Genomic DNA, 16,044 nt, shown 5'->3' with positions numbered 1-16,044 from the left:
ATGGCGCAGCTTGAAAAGCATAGTCAGAACCTCCACTTGTTGTCTCAAGTGGAGTGCGGCCCGGTTCTAGTGGCCGCGCCAGAAGAGCCCGGAAACGGGACGATGGAAAGGAAATAAAATGACGAAGAAAACGTCAGTTGCGAGCATCGCATATCCGGTATTGCCCCTGCGCGACATCGTCGTCTTCCCGCATATGATCGTGCCGCTGTTCGTCGGCCGCGAGAAGTCGATCCGTGCGCTCGAAGAAGTCATGGGGTCGGACAAGCAGATCATGCTCGTCACCCAGATCAATGCGAGCGACGACGATCCGGAACCGTCTGCCATCCACAATGTCGGCACGGTCGCCAACGTGCTGCAGCTGCTGAAGCTGCCTGACGGCACCGTCAAGGTTCTGGTCGAAGGCCGCGCGCGCGCCGAGATCGATGCCTACACCGATCGAGAGGATTTTTACGAAGCCCTCGGCCATGTTCTCGAAGAACCGCATGACGATCCGGTCGAACTGGAAGCGCTGAGCCGCTCGGTGGTCTCCGAGTTCGAGAGCTACGTGAAGCTCAACAAGAAGATCTCGCCAGAGGTCGTTGGCGCCGCCAGCCAGATCGACGACTACTCGAAGCTGGCCGATACGGTTGCCTCGCACCTGTCGATCAAGATCACCGAAAAGCAGGAGATGCTGGAAACCACCAGCGTCAAGGCACGCCTCGAAAAGGCGCTCGGTTTCATGGAAGGTGAGATCTCGGTCCTTCAGGTCGAGAAGCGTATCCGCTCGCGCGTCAAGCGCCAGATGGAGAAGACCCAGCGCGAGTACTACCTGAACGAACAGATGAAGGCGATCCAGAAGGAACTCGGCGACGGCGAGGAAGGCCGCGACGAGATGGCCGAACTGGAAGAGCGCATCTCCAAGACCAAGCTGTCGAAGGAAGCCCGCGAGAAGGCCGATGCCGAGCTGAAGAAGCTGCGGCAGATGAGCCCGATGTCGGCTGAGGCGACGGTTGTCCGTAACTATCTCGATTGGCTGCTCGGCATTCCGTGGGGCAAGAAGTCGAAGATCAAGTCGGATCTCAACAACGCCGAAAAGATCCTCGAAGCCGATCACTTCGGTCTCGACAAGGTCAAGGAGCGCATCGTCGAATATCTGGCTGTCCAGGCTCGTGCCACCAAGATCAAGGGTCCGATCCTGTGCCTCGTCGGCCCTCCGGGCGTCGGCAAGACCTCGCTCGCCCAGTCGATCGCCAAGGCGACCGGCCGTGAGTATGTCCGCATGGCTCTCGGCGGCGTTCGTGACGAAGCTGAAATCCGCGGTCACCGCCGCACCTATATCGGCTCGATGCCCGGCAAGGTCATCCAGTCGATGAAGAAGGCGAAGAAGTCCAATCCGCTCTTCCTGCTCGACGAAATAGACAAGATGGGCCAGGACTTCCGTGGCGATCCGTCGTCGGCTCTGCTCGAAGTGCTGGATCCGGCTCAGAACTCGACCTTCATGGATCACTACCTGGAAGTCGAATACGATCTGTCGGACGTGATGTTCATCACGACGGCGAACACGCTGAACATTCCGGCACCTTTGATGGACCGCATGGAAGTCATCCGTATCGCCGGCTACACCGAGGACGAAAAGCGCGAAATCGCCAAGCGGCACCTGCTGCCGAAGGCCATCAAGGAACATGCACTGCAGCCGAACGAGTTCTCGGTCAGCGACGACGCCCTGATGGCGATCAGCCAGCAGTACACCCGCGAAGCCGGTGTTCGTAACTTCGAGCGCGAATTGATGAAGCTCGCCCGCAAGGCGGTCACCGAGATCATCAAGGGCAAGACGAAGTCCGTTCATGTGACGGCCGAAAACATCGACGACTACCTGGGCGTTCCGCGCTTCCGCCACGGCGAAGCCGAACGCGAGGATCAGGTCGGTGTCGTTACCGGGCTGGCCTGGACGGAAGTCGGTGGCGAACTGCTGACGATCGAAGGCGTCATGATGCCGGGCAAGGGTCGTATGACCGTGACCGGCAACCTGAAGGAAGTCATGAAGGAATCGATCTCGGCGGCGGCATCCTATGTCCGCTCGCGCGCTGTCGATTTCGGCATCGAGCCGCCGCGCTTCGATAAGAGCGACATCCACGTGCACGTGCCGGAAGGCGCGACACCGAAGGATGGTCCGTCGGCCGGCGTTGCCATGGCAACCGCGATCGTCTCGATCATGACCGGTATTCCGGTCGACAAGAACGTGGCGATGACGGGTGAAATCACCCTGCGCGGCCGTGTTCTGCCGATTGGCGGTCTGAAGGAAAAGCTGCTTGCAGCGCTTCGCGGCGGCATCAAGAAGGTGCTGATCCCGGAAGAGAACGCCAAGGATTTGGCGGAGATTCCGGACAACGTGAAGAACAACATGGAGATCATCCCCGTGTCCCGCATGGGCGAGGTGATCAAGCATGCTCTGGTCCGCAGACCGGAGGCGATCGAGTGGGATGGCACGGTGGAGACGCCTGTCATCGCGACGGTCGAAGGGCTCGATGAAACAGGCGCGACCATAGCTCACTGAGCCATGTTTGCCACATTCGCGCCTAATTGCTTAAAAACCCTGAAAAGGCTGGCGTTTTCGCCAGCCTTTTTTTGTGAAATTGACCGGCGGACTCTTGCATTTCCTTGATTTGCAGGGTCTTTGGGGTGCGGCGGGCCTGATGAACTCTATTCTGCGCCTAGCTTATAGATTTGAGTCGTTTCGAACCATTTAGAAAGGGGTGGAAACATGAACAAGAATGAACTCGTGTCCGCAGTTGCTGAAAAGGCAGGACTCTCGAAGACTGACGCTGCTTCCGCAGTTGACGCTGTTTTCGAAGTTGTCCAGGCTGAACTGAAGGGCAAGGGCGACGTTCGCCTCGCTGGTTTCGGTAGCTTCACCGTTTCCCATCGCGCTGCCACGAAGGGCCGCAACCCGTCCACGGGCGCAGAAGTCGATATTCCGGCTCGCAACGTGCCGAAGTTCACGCCCGGCAAGGGCCTGAAGGACGCCGTCAACGGCTGATAGGAATTTGCTTGGCGGCCGGGCAACGAGACCGGCGGCACAAGTTTCGGAGGGTTCGGCCATGGCCGGACCCTTTTTGCATTTGGTGCCCTTGTCGGCACGCTGGGGATGCCTTACGAAACGCTCGTTCTCAGGGCGGGGTGAAAGTCCCCACCGGCGGTAAGAGCTTTGCTCGAGCCCGCGAGCGCCTCTCGGCGAATATGTCGAAAGGGTCAGCAGATCCGGTGCAATTCCGGAGCCGACGGTTACAGTCCGGATGAAAGAGAATGAGCGGAACGGGCGAGGGCGGAATCCGTCCTGGCTGCGGTATTGCGCTCATGCGTCCTGATTTGTGTTGGTTTCGGAAAGAAAGACATGAATCAGACTTCTCCTACGTTTTCCGCTTCGCGAGCAATGGCCGGCGCTGCTTGGATGGTTGCTGCAGGCATTGCCTTCTCAATCCTCAATGTCGTCACGCAATGGCTGACAATGAAGCTCGCTTTCCCCGCCGCCTCGGCTGCCTTCTGGCAATACGCATTTGCGTTGGTCTTCTCGCTCCCCTTTCTCCGGCGCGCCGGTCTCGGGGCAATGAGAACGCGCTACCCTTGGCGCCACGTCATTCGCGTTGCCTTTGCCGCCTTTGGCGTGACCACGTGGGTCGCCGGTCTCGCGTCGGTACCAATCTGGCAGGCGATCGCCTTGGTGATGACTTCCCCGTTCTTCATCATCATGGGCGCGCGCATTTTCCTTGGCGAACGCATCGGCGCTGCGAGATGGGCCGCGACCAGTGTCGGCTTCATCGGCGCCATGATCATTCTGCAGCCGTGGTCGGACAGCTTCAATTGGGCTGCGGTCCTGCCGATCGTCTCGGCACTTCTCTGGGGTGCGTCGTCACTGATCACCAAGAGCCTGACGGGTGTCGAGCGGCCGGAAACCATAACGGTCTGGCTATTGGCTCTTCTCACGCCGATCAATGGTGGACTGGCGGTGGCCGCGGGCTTCAGTGTTCCGACCGGTACCACGCTGCTGCTTTTTGCCGTGGCGGGTCTGCTGACCGTGCTGGCGCAATATTTCCTGACGCTCGCCTACACCGCCGCCGATGCCGCCTATGTCCAGCCTTTCGACGATCTCAAGCTCCCGCTGAACGTTCTCGCCGGGTGGTTGGTCTTCGGCTACGCGCCGACCGGATATCTCTGGGTGGGCGCGTTCCTGATCCTTGGGGCATCGCTCTTCATCATGCGGAACGAAATGAAGAGGGAGCAGGCGAACCCCTAGCACTGTCAGAATAAGACAGCCGTGTCATTCCGGTGTCATGCCAATCCCGCAAAACCGCTCTGTTTGAATTCATGGGGGATTTCATGACAACTTTATCGCGCAAGACAGTGCTGGTTGCGGCGCTTCTGACGACGGCCGCGTTTCCGGCCGCCGCGGAGCCCGTTTTCAACCGCATCGCAACCTTTCCGGTGGCATCCAACCTGCCCGAAGGAAAAGACAAGCTCTCGAACACGTCGGCTGAAATCATTACGGCGACCGACGATGGCATGACGCTGATCTACAGCGACAGCCCGCTCGGCGCGATTGGATTTGTTGACATTTCCGACGCCAAGTCGCCGAAGGCTGCGGGCGCGCTGATGATGGACGGCGAGCCCACATCCGTGACATCAGCCGCCGGCAAGGCGCTGGTTGCCGTCAACACCTCGGAGAGCAAGGCAAAGCCATCGGGCCGCCTGGCGATCGTCGACGTTGCCACCAAGAAGATCGAAAACACCTGCGACCTCGGAGGACAACCGGATTCGATCGCGCTCAACAAGGACAAGACGCTTGGCACGATTGCGATCGAAAACGAACGCGACGAAGACATCAACGACGGCAAGATTCCGCAGATGCCGGCAGGCGACCTCGTCGTGTTCCAGGTGAAAAATGGCACGGTCGATTGCGGTACGATCAAGCACGTGACGCTGACCGGCCTTGCCGGGATTGCGCCGGAGGATCCGGAACCGGAATTCGTTTCGTTCAACGATCAGGACGAGATCGCCCTGACCCTGCAGGAGAACAACGAGATCGTCATCATCGACGGGACGACGGCAGCAGTGAAGGGACACTTTCCTGCGGGCAGCGTTGACCTGACCGGCATCGACACGAAGCGCGACGGCGCGCTGAAGTTCACCGGCGAGCTAAAGGGTGTCTTGCGTGAGCCCGACGCCGTGAAATGGCTGGACAACGACCGTCTGGTTGTCGCGAACGAAGGCGACTACCAGGGCGGTTCGCGCGGTTTCACGATCTTCGACAAGACAGGCAAGGTCCTCTACGAATCCGGCGCTTCGTTCGAGCGCGCCGTCGCCAATATCGGGCACTATCCGGACAAGCGCTCGTCCGCCAAGGGTGTCGAGCCGGAAGGTCTGGAGGTCGCGACCTTCGGCGGCCAGAAGTATATCTTCCTGCTTTCGGAACGCGCCTCGGTTGTCGGCGTCTACAAGGATACCGGCGCCGAACCACAACTCGTCCAGATTCTTCCGTCGGGTGTGTCGCCCGAGGGAGGCGTGGCCGTGCCGTCCCGCAATCTCCTTGCCACCGCCAACGAAGTCGATCTCGGCAAGGATGGCGGCCCGCGGTCCCACGTCATGATCTATGAACTCGGCGAAGGCGAAATGGCCTATCCGCAGATCGTTGCGGCCGAGAAGGATGGTAATCCCGTCGGCTTTGCGGCACTCTCCGGTCTTGCTGCCGTTCCGGAAAAGCCGGGCCAGCTGTTTGCAGTCAGCGACAGCGTTCTCGGCATGCAGCCGACGATCTACACCATTGACGCAACCAAGAAGCCGGCCGTCATCACCGAAACGCTGACCGTCAAGCGCGATGGCCAGCCGGCGCAGAAGCTCGATATTGAAGGTGTTGCCGTGGACGAGAAGGGCTGGTTCTGGCTGGCCTCCGAAGGCAACAGCGAGAAGCTCGTGCCGCACGCACTGTATCACGTAAACCCGAAGGGCGAGATCAAGGAAGAGATCGCTCTGCCGAGCGAATTGACCGCCAACGAAATCCGCTACGGGTTCGAAGGCGTGACGATCGTCGGTTCCGGTGACGACGCGACATTGTGGATGGCTGTTCAGCGCGAGTGGAAGGACGATGCGAAGGGTTTCGTAAAGCTCGTCTCCTACAACCCGAAGAGCAAGGAGTGGGGCGCAGTTCGCTATCCGCTCGACAAATTGGACGCAGGCTGGGTCGGCCTCTCCGAAATTTCCGCGCAGGGCGACAGCGTCTACATCATCGAGCGTGACAACCTTGTCGGTGACGCAGCCAAACTGAAGAAGCTCTACAAGGTCGCGGTATCGGATCTGAAGCCCGCCAAGCTCGGCGGCGAGCTGCCGCTCGTCAAGAAGACGGAAGCCCATGACTTCCTTCCGGAACTGAAGACCGCCACCAATGGCTATGTCCTCGACAAGCTGGAAGGCTTTACCCTTGACGCTTCCGGCAAGGCCTATGCCGTCACGGACAATGATGGCGTCGACGACTCCTCGGGTGAAACGCTGTTCTTCCAAGTCAACCTCGTCGGCACGAACTGAGATTGGTTGAGCTATGAAACAAAAATGGCCGGGTCTATGCCCGGCCATTTTTCTTGTGCTCGTTTGCCTTACCAGCGCTGGTGGACATGGGGAGCGACCAGCCGCTCGTAGATCTCGCGTGTGGCGTCCATCACTTCGTGAGAGAGGGGGGCGAGGCTCGCCGCCGCGGCATTTGCGCGTGCTTGTTCGGCGTTGCGTGCGCCGGGAATAACGACAGTGACGGCATCGCTCATCAGGATCCAGCGCAATGCGAAGGCCGCCATTGTCGCACCGGCAGGAACGAGCTTACGCACTTCCTCTACAGCCTGCAGGCCGATCTCGAAGGGGACCCCCGCGAACGTCTCGCCGACATCGAAGGCTTCGCCATGGCGATTGAAATTGCGGTGGTCATCGCTCGCAAATTTCGTCTCGCGGCTAATCTTCCCGGATAGTAGCCCGCTTGCGAGCGGCACGCGGGCGATCACGGCTATGTTCTTCCGCCGAGCCTCTTGGAAAAACAGGTGATCGGGCCGCTGGCGGAAAATGTTGTAGATGATCTGGATGCTGACGACCCCAGGATACTCGATCGCCTTCAGCGCTTCCTCGACCTTTTCGACGCTGACGCCGTAGCCCATGATTTTGCCGGCTTTCTGCAGGTCATTCAGGCCCTCGAAGACCTCCTGACGATAGAGAACTTCGGTCGGAGGGCAATGCAGTTGCACAAGGTCGAGGCTTTCAACACGCAGGTTTTTCAGGCTTCGATCGATGAAGCCCTCGAGGTTGGCCTTGGTATAGCCCTCGGCGACATGCGGGTTGAGCCGGCGACCCGCCTTGGTGGCGACCATCGGCCGCTCACCGCCGCGGCCATCGAGAACGTCCGCAATGATCTTTTCCGACCGGCCGTCTCCGTAGACATCGGCGGTATCGATGAAGGTCATGCCGGCATCGAGCGCCGCGTTCAGCGCATCGCGGCCGTCGGCCTCGCTGACGTCGCCCCAGGCGCCGCCGATCTGCCATGCGCCGAAGCCGATATTTGTTACGGTATGGGGCAGGTGGCCGAAAGAATGCTGTTTCATGGAAATCCTCCGCGTGATGAAATGCCCCGGCACTAGCAGTCACCCCGACCGCTAGCAAGCGCCTGAAGCGGAGATAGGGCGACGAGCCGCAAGCGTCGGCATTTCTTCGAACAGTGGCCTTGCCACACATCTATCGGTCACCGCTTGGTGACTGGCAGGGCTCCGGCCGGCAGAAACGCAGCCGGCGTAGTCGGCGGAAACGCAAAGTTAGGTATGGAAGGGAAAATCAGATGGAGATCAAACCCTGCGGATCACGGCCCTCGATGAAGGCGCCCGCAGAATATTTCACGGGATCAGTTCGCCAGGACCCCTTGATGGAGGCGCCGAGCCCGGCACGGGTGAGGGCGGTCAGCGTTACCTTCGAGCCTGGTGCCCGAACCGCCTGGCACACACATCCGCTCGGTCAGACGCTTATCGTCACCGCCGGAAAGGGTCTGGCGCAAACCGAAGGCGGCCCGCTTCGCGAAATCCGCGCGGGCGACACGGTCTGGTTTGCCCCTGGTGAAAAGCACTGGCACGGCGCGGCACCTGATACCGCAATGACCCACATCGCGATCCACGAAGCGCTGGACGGCAGCGCCGCCGACTGGATGGAACAGGTCAGCGACGATCAGTACGCCGGAAAGGTGTGAGGCGGATCAGAGCCGCTTCAGGCAATAGGAAAAGTGCGCGTGCGATTCGACCGTCAGGAACTCGAATTGCCAACCATAATCCTTGCAGAACTTGGTGACCGCTTCGACGACGCCATAGACGATCGGCTTGACGGTGTTTCCAGTGCAGAAATCGTGCCCGGCGATTCTTCCCGTCCGCTTGACCTTCCGCTCGCAGAGCATGAGTTCCTGCCAGGTAAGCTCGAAGGAATGATCGGTGTCGATATAGACCCAGTCGAGAAAGTCGTCGTCGAACTCGGCGAGCTTTTCGAGAGAGGTGCCCTGCATCAAGTGCAGCTGCCCACACTCGATTTCGCGCTTGAACTGGGTGTGGATCCGATCGAGACCCGAGCTGTAGCGGTCCATGCTCCAGGGGTCGATCAGATAGAGCTGCGAAGGCCGATTCTTCTCCAGTATCTCGGCGGTATATTCTCCGAACGCCGCCCCGATCTCTAGGCCGATGCCACCATTGGGAATGCGATAGAGGAGCTCGCCGCGATCCGGCAGCAACCGCGCATTCTCCAAATGGTGTGCGCTCAACTGTGTGCGCGGCATGCTCGCTCTTTGTGCTTGCCGTTCCTCGCGTGTTTTCATGATGATGTCTCTGCTGCTTGTAGAAATGCCCGGACCGAGCCGCGGTCCTCCATATAGCGGGCCTCTCGGGCGATTGGCTACCCTCGATCGAGCCTGCAAGCTGCAAGCGGGGAGGGCGAGGAACTGGGGAAACTGATCGTTAGCGCGCAGACCGAATGTCACTCTGTTAATAATGCACTGAATTTGCCCGCGGATTTTCGTTCTCCAAAAACAATTCGCGGAGTGTCATCGTTTTGTCTCCAAAGCTGCTTGACACTCAAATGCGAACCCCTTAGTTAGCCGCTCATCGAAGCGGCGAGGCTGCTTTGACACGGATGCGAAAGCTTCCGGATCGCTTGAAATGAATGCGGGTGTAGCTCAGTCGGTTAGAGTGCCGGCCTGTCACGCCGGAGGTCGCGGGTTCGAGCCCCGTCACTCGCGCCATTTCAAGGTAAGCGCCAATCGGCACTTGGTCCGGTCCTTCTGTCCATCATGCGCGGGTGTAGCTCAGTCGGTTAGAGTGCCGGCCTGTCACGCCGGAGGTCGCGGGTTCGAGCCCCGTCACTCGCGCCATTTCTTCCCAAGCCGGGTATCTGCCCTCTCTATTCGCAGTCATGAACGATTGCCGTTTCGTTGTCGTCGCTTAGCTTTGTCTTTTGCCGTGAGCCATGCAATATCCGGTGGGCTGGCATGCAGCCTGAATCAACTTGTGTGGATTTGTCGCGACATCATTGCATCTGCTTGATAATGTCGCGCCTCGACAGTCGAATTTGCTACTCTAAAAGTCTTGCGCCGTGGCGCTGGCTGCGCTAACCACGGCTCTGTTGCAACGCACGTTCGCTTGCCGGGCAATTGCCCACTTGCGCCTCCCGGCGCAGCCCGCAAGCAGGGAAGAACCTGATGACTGGACTGCTCAGTTCCTACATTCCGATCGCTATTTTCATTGGTATCGCCCTTGTCATCGGCCTGGCGCTGTTGATTGCGCCGTTTGCTGTTGCTTTCAAGGCGCCCGATTCGGAAAAGCTTTCGGCCTTCGAATGCGGCTTCAACGCATTCGACGACGCTCGTATGAAGTTCGATATCCGCTTCTACCTCGTGTCGATCCTTTTCATCATCTTCGACCTTGAAGTCGCCTTCCTCTTCCCGTGGGCAGTGTCCTTCGGTGCGATCGGTTGGTTCGGCTTCTGGTCCATGATGGTCTTCCTTGGCGTGCTGACCATCGGCTTTATTTACGAATGGAAAAAGGGAGCCCTGGAATGGGAGTAGCCCCAACCGACAAGGCGCTCGTGGCGCCGCATCCGAAAGGCGTCATCGACCCTGCAACGGGCAAGCCGATCGGCAGCGACAGTGCGTTCTTCGGCGAAATCAACGATGAGTTGGCCGACAAGGGCTTTCTTGTTACCTCGACCCGCGACTTGATCACCTGGGCCCGTACAGGCTCGCTGATGTGGATGCAGTTCGGTCTCGCCTGCTGCGCCGTTGAAGGCCTGATGCAGGTCTCCGGTCCGCGTTACGACATGGAGCGCTTCGGTGTTGCTCCGCGCGCCTCGCCGCGCCAGTCCGACGTCATGATCGTTGCCGGTACGCTGACCAACAAGATGGCGCCCGCGCTGCGTAAGGTCTATGACCAGATGCCTGAGCCGCGCTACGTGATCTCCATGGGATCCTGCGCCAACGGCGGCGGTTACTATCACTATTCCTATTCGGTCGTTCGTGGTTGCGACCGTGTCGTTCCTGTCGATATCTACGTGCCGGGCTGTCCCCCCACGGCAGAAGCGCTGCTCTACGGGGTGCTGCTTCTGCAGAAGAAGATCCGTCGAACCGGAACGATCGAGCGCTAAGGGCGGAGGACTGTCATGAGTGAAGCCTTGAGCGAACTGTCATCGTATCTCCGTGAGATGCGTGGCGATCTCTTTCTTGATGCATCCATCAGCTACGACGAGCTGAACGTAACCTCGACGCCGGAAACGATTCTGGCGCTGCTGACGTTCCTGCGTGACGACGCGCGTTGCGGCTTTATCAGCATGATCGATATCTGCGGCGTCGACTGGCCACAGCGCGAGAAGCGTTTCGATGTCGTCTATCACCTCCTGTCGCCGAAGCAGAACCTGCGCATCCGCGTGAAGGTTGCCGTCGCCGATGGTGAGTCGGTTCCATCAGCTACATCAGTCTACAAGGGCGCAGAGTGGTTCGAGCGCGAAGCTTGGGACATGTACGGCATTCCGTTCTCGGGCCATGCCGACCTGCGTCGTCTTCTCACTGATTACGGCTTCGAAGGTCACCCCCTGCGCAAGGACTTCCCGACGACCGGTTACGTCGAGGTGCGTTACGACGATGCTGCCAAGCGCGTCGTTTACGAGCCCGTCGAACTGAAGCAGGAATTCCGCAATTTCGACTTCATGTCTCCCTGGGAAGGCACCGAATACGTGCTGCCGGGAGACGAGAAGGCGGCGAAGTGAAGATGAGGCTCGGATTTCTTGAAGCCTCTCTGCTCGCCGTCTCATGCCAATTGCCAGCGCGGAGCGCGTCGCTATGACTGAACATAACGTTCGCAACTTTACGATCAACTTCGGACCGGAACACCCGTCCGCACACGGTGTTCTGCGTCTCGTGCTCGAGCTCGATGGCGAAATCATCGAGCGCGTCGATCCGCATATCGGACTGCTGCATCGCGGCACCGAGAAACTGATCGAGACGAAGACCTACCTTCAGGCCGTTCCTTATTTCGATCGTCTCGACTACGTCGCGCCGATGAATCAGGAACACGCTTTCGCGCTCGCCGTCGAAAAGATGCTGAAGCTCGAAATTCCGATTCGCGGTCAGCTGATTCGAGTTTTGTACTCCGAAATTGGCCGAATCTTGTCGCACATCATGAACGTGACGACGCAGGCCATGGACGTCGGCGCGATGACGCCGCCGGTCTGGGGTTTCGAAGAGCGCGAAAAGCTGATGGTGTTCTACGAGCGCGCCTGTGGCGCCCGTATGCACTCGGCCTATTTCCGTCCGGGCGGTGTCCACCAGGATATCCCGCCGGAGTTGGTCGAGGATATCGGCAAGTGGTGCGACCCGTTCCTGAAGATCCTCGACGATATCGAAGGCCTGCTGACCGACAACCGTATCTTCAAGCAGCGTAACGTCGACATCGGCGTGGTGTCGCTGGCGGATGCCTGGTCGTGGGGCTTCTCCGGCGTGATGGTTCGCGGCTCGGGTGCAGCCTGGGACCTGCGTCGCTCGCAGCCTTACGAATGCTACAACGATATGGAATTCGATATTCCTATCGGCAAGAATGGTGACTGCTACGACCGCTACCTGATCCGCATGATCGAGATGCGCCAGTCGGTTCGCATCATGAAGCAGTGCGTCGAGCGCCTCATGGGCAGCGCCAAGACCGGCCCCGTCTCGTCGATCGACGGCAAGGTCGTTCCGCCGAAGCGCGGCGAGATGAAGCGTTCGATGGAAGCGCTCATCCACCACTTCAAGCTTTACACCGAAGGCTACCACGTCCCTGTCGGCGAAGTGTACGCGGCCGTCGAAGCGCCGAAGGGCGAATTCGGCGTCTACGTCGTCGCCGATGGCAGCAACAAGCCGTACCGCTGCAAGATCCGTGCACCGGGTTATGCTCACCTGCAGGCAATGGACTTCCTTTGCAAGGGCCACATGCTTGCGGACGTTACGGCCGTGCTCGGTTCGCTCGACATCGTGTTCGGTGAGGTAGACCGCTGATGAAGCTGCTGCCGCTTGCTGCGATCGTTCTTTTTGCTGCGTCCGGGGCCGTCGCCCAGGAGGTGGGTGGAATGGGTCCGAAGTTGGGCCAGGGCGAGGTGCAGCCGCCGGCGGCAAAGGCCTCTATGGGCGAGCTCTTGTCCAAGGGCTATGAAATCAAGGCTGCCGTTCCGAACGGCGGCAAGTTCGTTGTGTTTTTGCAAAAAGACCAGTCGGCCTACGCATGCGAGATGAAGTCTCTGACGGCATCGCAGTGCGGGACCATAAACTGACAAGGCGTGAGGAAGAATGTCCGTTCGTCGATTAGCCGAAGATCAATTCCAGCCAGCCGCGTTCGCCTTCAATGACGAGAACGCAGCTTGGGCGGATAAGACGATCCAGAAATATCCCGCAGGCCGTCAGCAATCCGCGGTTATTCCGCTGTTGATGCGGGCGCAGGAGCAGGATGGTTGGGTCACGCGTGCCGCGATCGAAAAGGTCGCTGACATGCTCGATATGGCCTACATCCGCGTTCTCGAAGTTGCGACCTTCTACACGCAGTTCCAGCTCGGCCCGGTCGGCACGCGCGCCCACATCCAGGTGTGCGGCACGACGCCCTGCATGCTGCGCGGCTCGGAAAGCCTCATGGCGGTCTGCAAGAGCAAGATCCACCATCATCCCTTTGAGCGGAATGCCGATGGCACGCTCTCCTGGGAAGAGGTCGAATGTCTTGGGGCCTGCGTCAATGCACCGATGGTGATGATTGGCAAAGACACCTACGAAGATCTGACGCCAGAACGCCTCGAGGAAATCATCGACACGTTTGAAGCTGGCAACGGCGCAAGCATCAAGGTCGGTCCGCAGATCGACCGTCACTTCTCATCGCCGGAAGGTGGCCCGACGTCGCTTTTGACCGAAGAGCCGAAGGCAAAGAAGGTTTCGGCCAAGAAGGCCGTCGAGGAAGCCGGTACTGCAACGGTCGACGCGGCACCGGTTCCGCCATCTGAGGCAGCCCGTGCGAAGAGCACCGACGCCGAGACCAATGCCGCCCTGAAGACCCCGGTCACGGCTCCGAAGGCGGCTGCGAAGAATGCAAAGGCTGCGGAAGAGCAGCCGGCACCCGCCACGGCCGCGCAGGTTGCGGCGCCAGCCAAGCCGTTCCTGACCGACAAGAACCGTCCGGCTGGCATCGAAAAGCCCGCGACACTAGACGATCTGAAGATGATCTCCGGTGTCGGCCCGAAGATCGAGGCTACCCTGCATGAGATCGGGATTTTCACCTTCGCACAGGTCGCGGGTTGGAAAAAGGCTGAACGCGAATGGGTCGATGGCTACCTGAATTTCAAGGGTCGCATCGAGCGCGACGACTGGATCAAGCAGGCCAAGGCGCTCGCCAAGGGCGGCGAAGCGGAATATATCAAGGTCTTCGGTAAGAAGCCGCGGTAAGAGGTGAAGCATGTTACAAGATAAAGACCGCATCTTTACCAATATCTACGGCCTCAAGGACAAGTCCCTGAAGGGCGCCATGGCGCGCGGCCACTGGGACGGCACCAAGCAGATCCTCGAAAAGGGACGCGACTGGATCATCAACGAGATGAAGGCCTCTGGCCTTCGTGGTCGTGGCGGCGCCGGCTTTCCGACGGGTCTCAAGTGGTCCTTCATGCCGAAGGAAAGCGACGGACGCCCGCACTACCTCGTCGTCAATGCCGACGAGTCGGAGCCGGGCACCTGCAAAGACCGCGACATCATGCGTCACGATCCGCACACGCTGATCGAAGGCTGCGTGATCGCAAGCTTCGCCATGGGTGCGAATGCTGCCTACATCTACGTCCGTGGTGAGTACATCCGCGAGCGCGAAGCGCTCCAGGCCGCGATCGACGAGTGCTACGACTACGGCCTGCTCGGCAAGAGCAACAAGCTCGGCTATCCGATGGACATCTACGTCCACCACGGCGCCGGCGCCTACATCTGTGGCGAAGAGACCGCGCTGCTCGAAAGCCTCGAAGGCAAGAAGGGCCAGCCGCGCCTGAAGCCGCCGTTCCCGGCAAACATGGGCCTCTACGGCTGCCCAACGACCGTCAACAACGTCGAGTCGATCGCCGTTGCCCCGACGATCCTGCGTCGTGGTGCGACCTGGTTCTCCTCGATCGGTCGCCCGAATAATGTCGGCACCAAGCTGTTCATGCTCTCCGGTCACGTCAACAAGCCGTGCACCGTCGAAGAAGAAATGGGCATCACCTTCCGCGAGCTAGTGGATCGTCATGCCGGCGGTATCCGTGGCGGCTGGGATAACCTGCTTGCCGTCATTCCGGGTGGCGCATCCTGCCCGATCGTTCCGGCCAAGGACATCATCGACTGCCCTATGGATTTCGACGGCCTGCGTGCGGTCGGTTCGTCCTTCGGTACGGCGGCCGCGATCGTCATGGACAAGTCGACCGACGTCATCAAGGCGATCGCTCGCATCTCGGCCTTCTTCAAGCATGAGAGCTGTGGTCAGTGCACGCCGTGCCGCGAAGGTACTGGCTGGATGTGGCGCGTCATGGAGCGCATGGCCAAGGGCAACGCCCAGAAGCGCGAAATCGACATGTTGTTCCAGGTCACCAAGCAGATTGAGGGCCACACCATTTGTGCGCTCGGCGATGCTGCCGCGTGGCCGGTGCAGGGGCTGATCCGCAACTTCCGGCACGAGATCGAAGCACGGATCGACCAGTATACGGCGAGCGCACTGGATCACGGTGCTGTTCTGGAGGCTGCGGAGTAAGCGCGATGACGACGAAGGCATCGGACAGCATGAAGAAAGAGGGAGCGGCTGATTTCTCGGCCGACTTCGGTCGTCTTGCTGCCGAGATGCTGGAGAATGCTCGCGCGTTGCCCGTGCCGCCTGTGATGGTCAATCCGGCGGCGGCCATGGCTGCGGCGACGGCGATCGGCCTCGGCTTTTCGACGCAGATGGCGGGCGCATTCTTCGGAGCGCTGCAGGGTGCGTTCGACGCAACGAGCAAGTTTGCCGCCGTTCTCGATGAAACGCCGCCTGATGAGGCCAAGCCTGAAGTGGAAATCCGGCCGGAAAACGTTCGCCCGGCGCCTGCCACGAACGCCGCAACCAAGGTCAAGCTGTCGGTTGTTCCCGCGAAGCCGGATGTAAAGACTGAAGTGGCGGCCAAGCCCGCTTTGCGCCCCCGCAAGTCCGACGATCTGAAGCAGATTTCCGGGATCGGCCCGAAAATCGAGCAGGTTTTGAACGCCAAGAGCATTCGCTCCTTTGCGGTGATTGCCGGCTGGTCTGACGAGGATGCAGCACGCATCGACGCCGAATTCGGTTTCGATGGGCGGATCGTCCGCGATGGCTGGGTTGCGCAGGCCAAGGCGCTTCTTGCCAAGGGGCGAAAGCGGAAGTGATTTTTCGGCCAAACGGCCGGAGCAAGGTCAAGGCTGAAGAGTGGAGGGCAGGGGTCCGAAACTGCAGAGGCCGAAAGCCGATCCCGGGTCTCGGGGTGGGCGGAGAATTTGGG

General features: G+C 59.9%; 15 protein-coding genes, 2 tRNA genes and 1 riboswitch. Of the genes, 15 read left to right on the top strand and 2 right to left on the bottom strand.

The genetic code is table 11. The features are described 5' to 3' along the window. The first annotated feature begins 118 nt into the window (after window positions 1–118). The 4 genes from lon (at window position 119) to FHT77_RS21105 (ending at window position 6,552) form a co-directional block, all read left to right on the top strand. Window positions 119–2,533 (top strand): endopeptidase La, encoded by a 2,415-nt coding sequence (gene lon / locus FHT77_RS21120; protein WP_183756846.1) that lies wholly within the window; start codon window positions 119–121, stop codon window positions 2,531–2,533. 207 nt (window positions 2,534–2,740) lie between these two features. Next, window positions 2,741–3,016 (top strand): DNA-binding protein HupB, encoded by a 276-nt coding sequence (gene hupB / locus FHT77_RS21115; protein ID WP_007531759.1) that lies wholly within the window; start codon window positions 2,741–2,743, stop codon window positions 3,014–3,016. A gap of 122 nt (window positions 3,017–3,138) precedes the next feature. After that, a riboswitch (FMN riboswitch) is annotated at window positions 3,139–3,288 on the top strand. Between the two features lie 82 nt (window positions 3,289–3,370). Beyond that, window positions 3,371–4,270 (top strand): DMT family transporter, encoded by a 900-nt coding sequence (locus FHT77_RS21110; protein ID WP_183756845.1) that lies wholly within the window; start codon window positions 3,371–3,373, stop codon window positions 4,268–4,270. A gap of 83 nt (window positions 4,271–4,353) precedes the next feature. Further along, complete coding sequence (locus FHT77_RS21105; RefSeq protein WP_246720016.1) at window positions 4,354–6,552, top strand: esterase-like activity of phytase family protein; 2,199 nt, start codon at window positions 4,354–4,356, stop codon at window positions 6,550–6,552. Window positions 6,553–6,620: 68 nt separating this feature from the next. On the opposite strand, the gene FHT77_RS21100 is transcribed toward FHT77_RS21105, so the two are convergent. Beyond that, window positions 6,621–7,607 (bottom strand): aldo/keto reductase, encoded by a 987-nt coding sequence (locus FHT77_RS21100; protein ID WP_183756843.1) that lies wholly within the window; start codon window positions 7,605–7,607, stop codon window positions 6,621–6,623. A 230-nt stretch (window positions 7,608–7,837) separates the two neighbouring features. Here FHT77_RS21100 and FHT77_RS21095 point away from each other — a divergent pair, with 230 nt between their 5' ends. Continuing rightward, entirely contained in the window at window positions 7,838–8,239 is a 402-nt protein-coding gene (locus FHT77_RS21095; protein ID WP_183756842.1) for a cupin domain-containing protein, read from the top strand. A gap of 6 nt (window positions 8,240–8,245) precedes the next feature. On the opposite strand, the gene FHT77_RS21090 is transcribed toward FHT77_RS21095, so the two are convergent. Then, window positions 8,246–8,851, bottom strand: a complete 606-nt coding sequence (locus FHT77_RS21090; RefSeq protein ID WP_183756841.1) for a class I SAM-dependent methyltransferase — start codon at window positions 8,849–8,851, stop codon at window positions 8,246–8,248. Window positions 8,852–9,197: 346 nt separating this feature from the next. On the opposite strand from FHT77_RS21090, the gene FHT77_RS21085 reads away from it, so the two are divergent. The 10 genes from FHT77_RS21085 (at window position 9,198) to FHT77_RS21040 (ending at window position 15,931) form a co-directional block, all read left to right on the top strand. Further along, a tRNA-Asp gene (locus tag FHT77_RS21085) sits at window positions 9,198–9,274 on the top strand. Window positions 9,275–9,326: 52 nt separating this feature from the next. Further along, a tRNA-Asp gene (locus FHT77_RS21080) sits at window positions 9,327–9,403 on the top strand. 327 nt (window positions 9,404–9,730) lie between these two features. Next, the gene (locus FHT77_RS21075; protein WP_016553607.1) at window positions 9,731–10,096 is read left to right on the top strand and encodes an NADH-quinone oxidoreductase subunit A; all 366 of its coding nucleotides are present in this window, start codon (window positions 9,731–9,733) and stop codon (window positions 10,094–10,096) included. Beyond that, the gene (locus FHT77_RS21070) at window positions 10,087–10,671 is read left to right on the top strand and encodes a NuoB/complex I 20 kDa subunit family protein (protein ID WP_016553608.1); all 585 of its coding nucleotides are present in this window, start codon (window positions 10,087–10,089) and stop codon (window positions 10,669–10,671) included. The genes FHT77_RS21075 and FHT77_RS21070 overlap by 10 nt, the downstream gene beginning before the upstream one ends. A gap of 15 nt (window positions 10,672–10,686) precedes the next feature. After that, the gene (locus FHT77_RS21065; RefSeq protein ID WP_183756840.1) at window positions 10,687–11,289 is read left to right on the top strand and encodes an NADH-quinone oxidoreductase subunit C; all 603 of its coding nucleotides are present in this window, start codon (window positions 10,687–10,689) and stop codon (window positions 11,287–11,289) included. A gap of 73 nt (window positions 11,290–11,362) precedes the next feature. Next, window positions 11,363–12,553 carry an NADH-quinone oxidoreductase subunit D gene (locus tag FHT77_RS21060; protein ID WP_183756839.1) on the top strand — a complete coding sequence of 397 codons (1,191 nt, stop codon included), beginning with the start codon at window positions 11,363–11,365 and terminating at the stop codon, window positions 12,551–12,553. Continuing rightward, complete coding sequence (locus FHT77_RS21055; RefSeq protein WP_183756838.1) at window positions 12,553–12,825, top strand: hypothetical protein; 273 nt, start codon at window positions 12,553–12,555, stop codon at window positions 12,823–12,825. Before FHT77_RS21060 ends, FHT77_RS21055 begins: the two co-directional genes overlap by 1 nt. A gap of 16 nt (window positions 12,826–12,841) precedes the next feature. After that, complete coding sequence (locus FHT77_RS21050; RefSeq protein ID WP_183756837.1) at window positions 12,842–13,978, top strand: NADH-quinone oxidoreductase subunit E; 1,137 nt, start codon at window positions 12,842–12,844, stop codon at window positions 13,976–13,978. 10 nt (window positions 13,979–13,988) lie between these two features. Continuing rightward, window positions 13,989–15,293 (top strand): NADH-quinone oxidoreductase subunit NuoF, encoded by a 1,305-nt coding sequence (gene nuoF, locus FHT77_RS21045; protein WP_114712316.1) that lies wholly within the window; start codon window positions 13,989–13,991, stop codon window positions 15,291–15,293. A 5-nt stretch (window positions 15,294–15,298) separates the two neighbouring features. Next, window positions 15,299–15,931: a 5' DNA nuclease gene (locus FHT77_RS21040; protein WP_183756836.1), complete on the top strand. Its 633-nt coding sequence runs from the start codon at window positions 15,299–15,301 to the stop codon at window positions 15,929–15,931. Window positions 15,932–16,044 lie beyond the last annotated feature (113 nt).

The organism is Rhizobium sp. BK181, from assembly GCF_014193305.1.
Classification (GTDB): Bacteria; Pseudomonadota; Alphaproteobacteria; order Rhizobiales; family Rhizobiaceae; genus Rhizobium.
This window is presented reverse-complemented; position numbering and strand designations above follow the sequence as displayed.

Coding starts and splice junctions, on each gene's coding strand:
- FHT77_RS21070 (WP_016553608.1), top strand. CDS start 10,087: ATGGGAGTAGCCCCAACCGACAAGGCGCTCGTGGCGCCGCATCCGAAA.
- FHT77_RS21110 (WP_183756845.1), top strand. CDS start 3,371: ATGAATCAGACTTCTCCTACGTTTTCCGCTTCGCGAGCAATGGCCGGC.
- FHT77_RS21050 (WP_183756837.1), top strand. CDS start 12,842: ATGTCCGTTCGTCGATTAGCCGAAGATCAATTCCAGCCAGCCGCGTTC.
- hupB (WP_007531759.1), top strand. CDS start 2,741: ATGAACAAGAATGAACTCGTGTCCGCAGTTGCTGAAAAGGCAGGACTC.
- FHT77_RS21090 (WP_183756841.1), bottom strand. CDS start 8,851: ATGAAAACACGCGAGGAACGGCAAGCACAAAGAGCGAGCATGCCGCGC.
- FHT77_RS21040 (WP_183756836.1), top strand. CDS start 15,299: ATGACGACGAAGGCATCGGACAGCATGAAGAAAGAGGGAGCGGCTGAT.
- FHT77_RS21060 (WP_183756839.1), top strand. CDS start 11,363: ATGACTGAACATAACGTTCGCAACTTTACGATCAACTTCGGACCGGAA.
- lon (WP_183756846.1), top strand. CDS start 119: ATGACGAAGAAAACGTCAGTTGCGAGCATCGCATATCCGGTATTGCCC.
- FHT77_RS21100 (WP_183756843.1), bottom strand. CDS start 7,607: ATGAAACAGCATTCTTTCGGCCACCTGCCCCATACCGTAACAAATATC.
- FHT77_RS21065 (WP_183756840.1), top strand. CDS start 10,687: ATGAGTGAAGCCTTGAGCGAACTGTCATCGTATCTCCGTGAGATGCGT.
- FHT77_RS21105 (WP_246720016.1), top strand. CDS start 4,354: ATGACAACTTTATCGCGCAAGACAGTGCTGGTTGCGGCGCTTCTGACG.
- FHT77_RS21075 (WP_016553607.1), top strand. CDS start 9,731: ATGACTGGACTGCTCAGTTCCTACATTCCGATCGCTATTTTCATTGGT.
- nuoF (WP_114712316.1), top strand. CDS start 13,989: ATGTTACAAGATAAAGACCGCATCTTTACCAATATCTACGGCCTCAAG.
- FHT77_RS21095 (WP_183756842.1), top strand. CDS start 7,838: ATGGAGATCAAACCCTGCGGATCACGGCCCTCGATGAAGGCGCCCGCA.
- FHT77_RS21055 (WP_183756838.1), top strand. CDS start 12,553: ATGAAGCTGCTGCCGCTTGCTGCGATCGTTCTTTTTGCTGCGTCCGGG.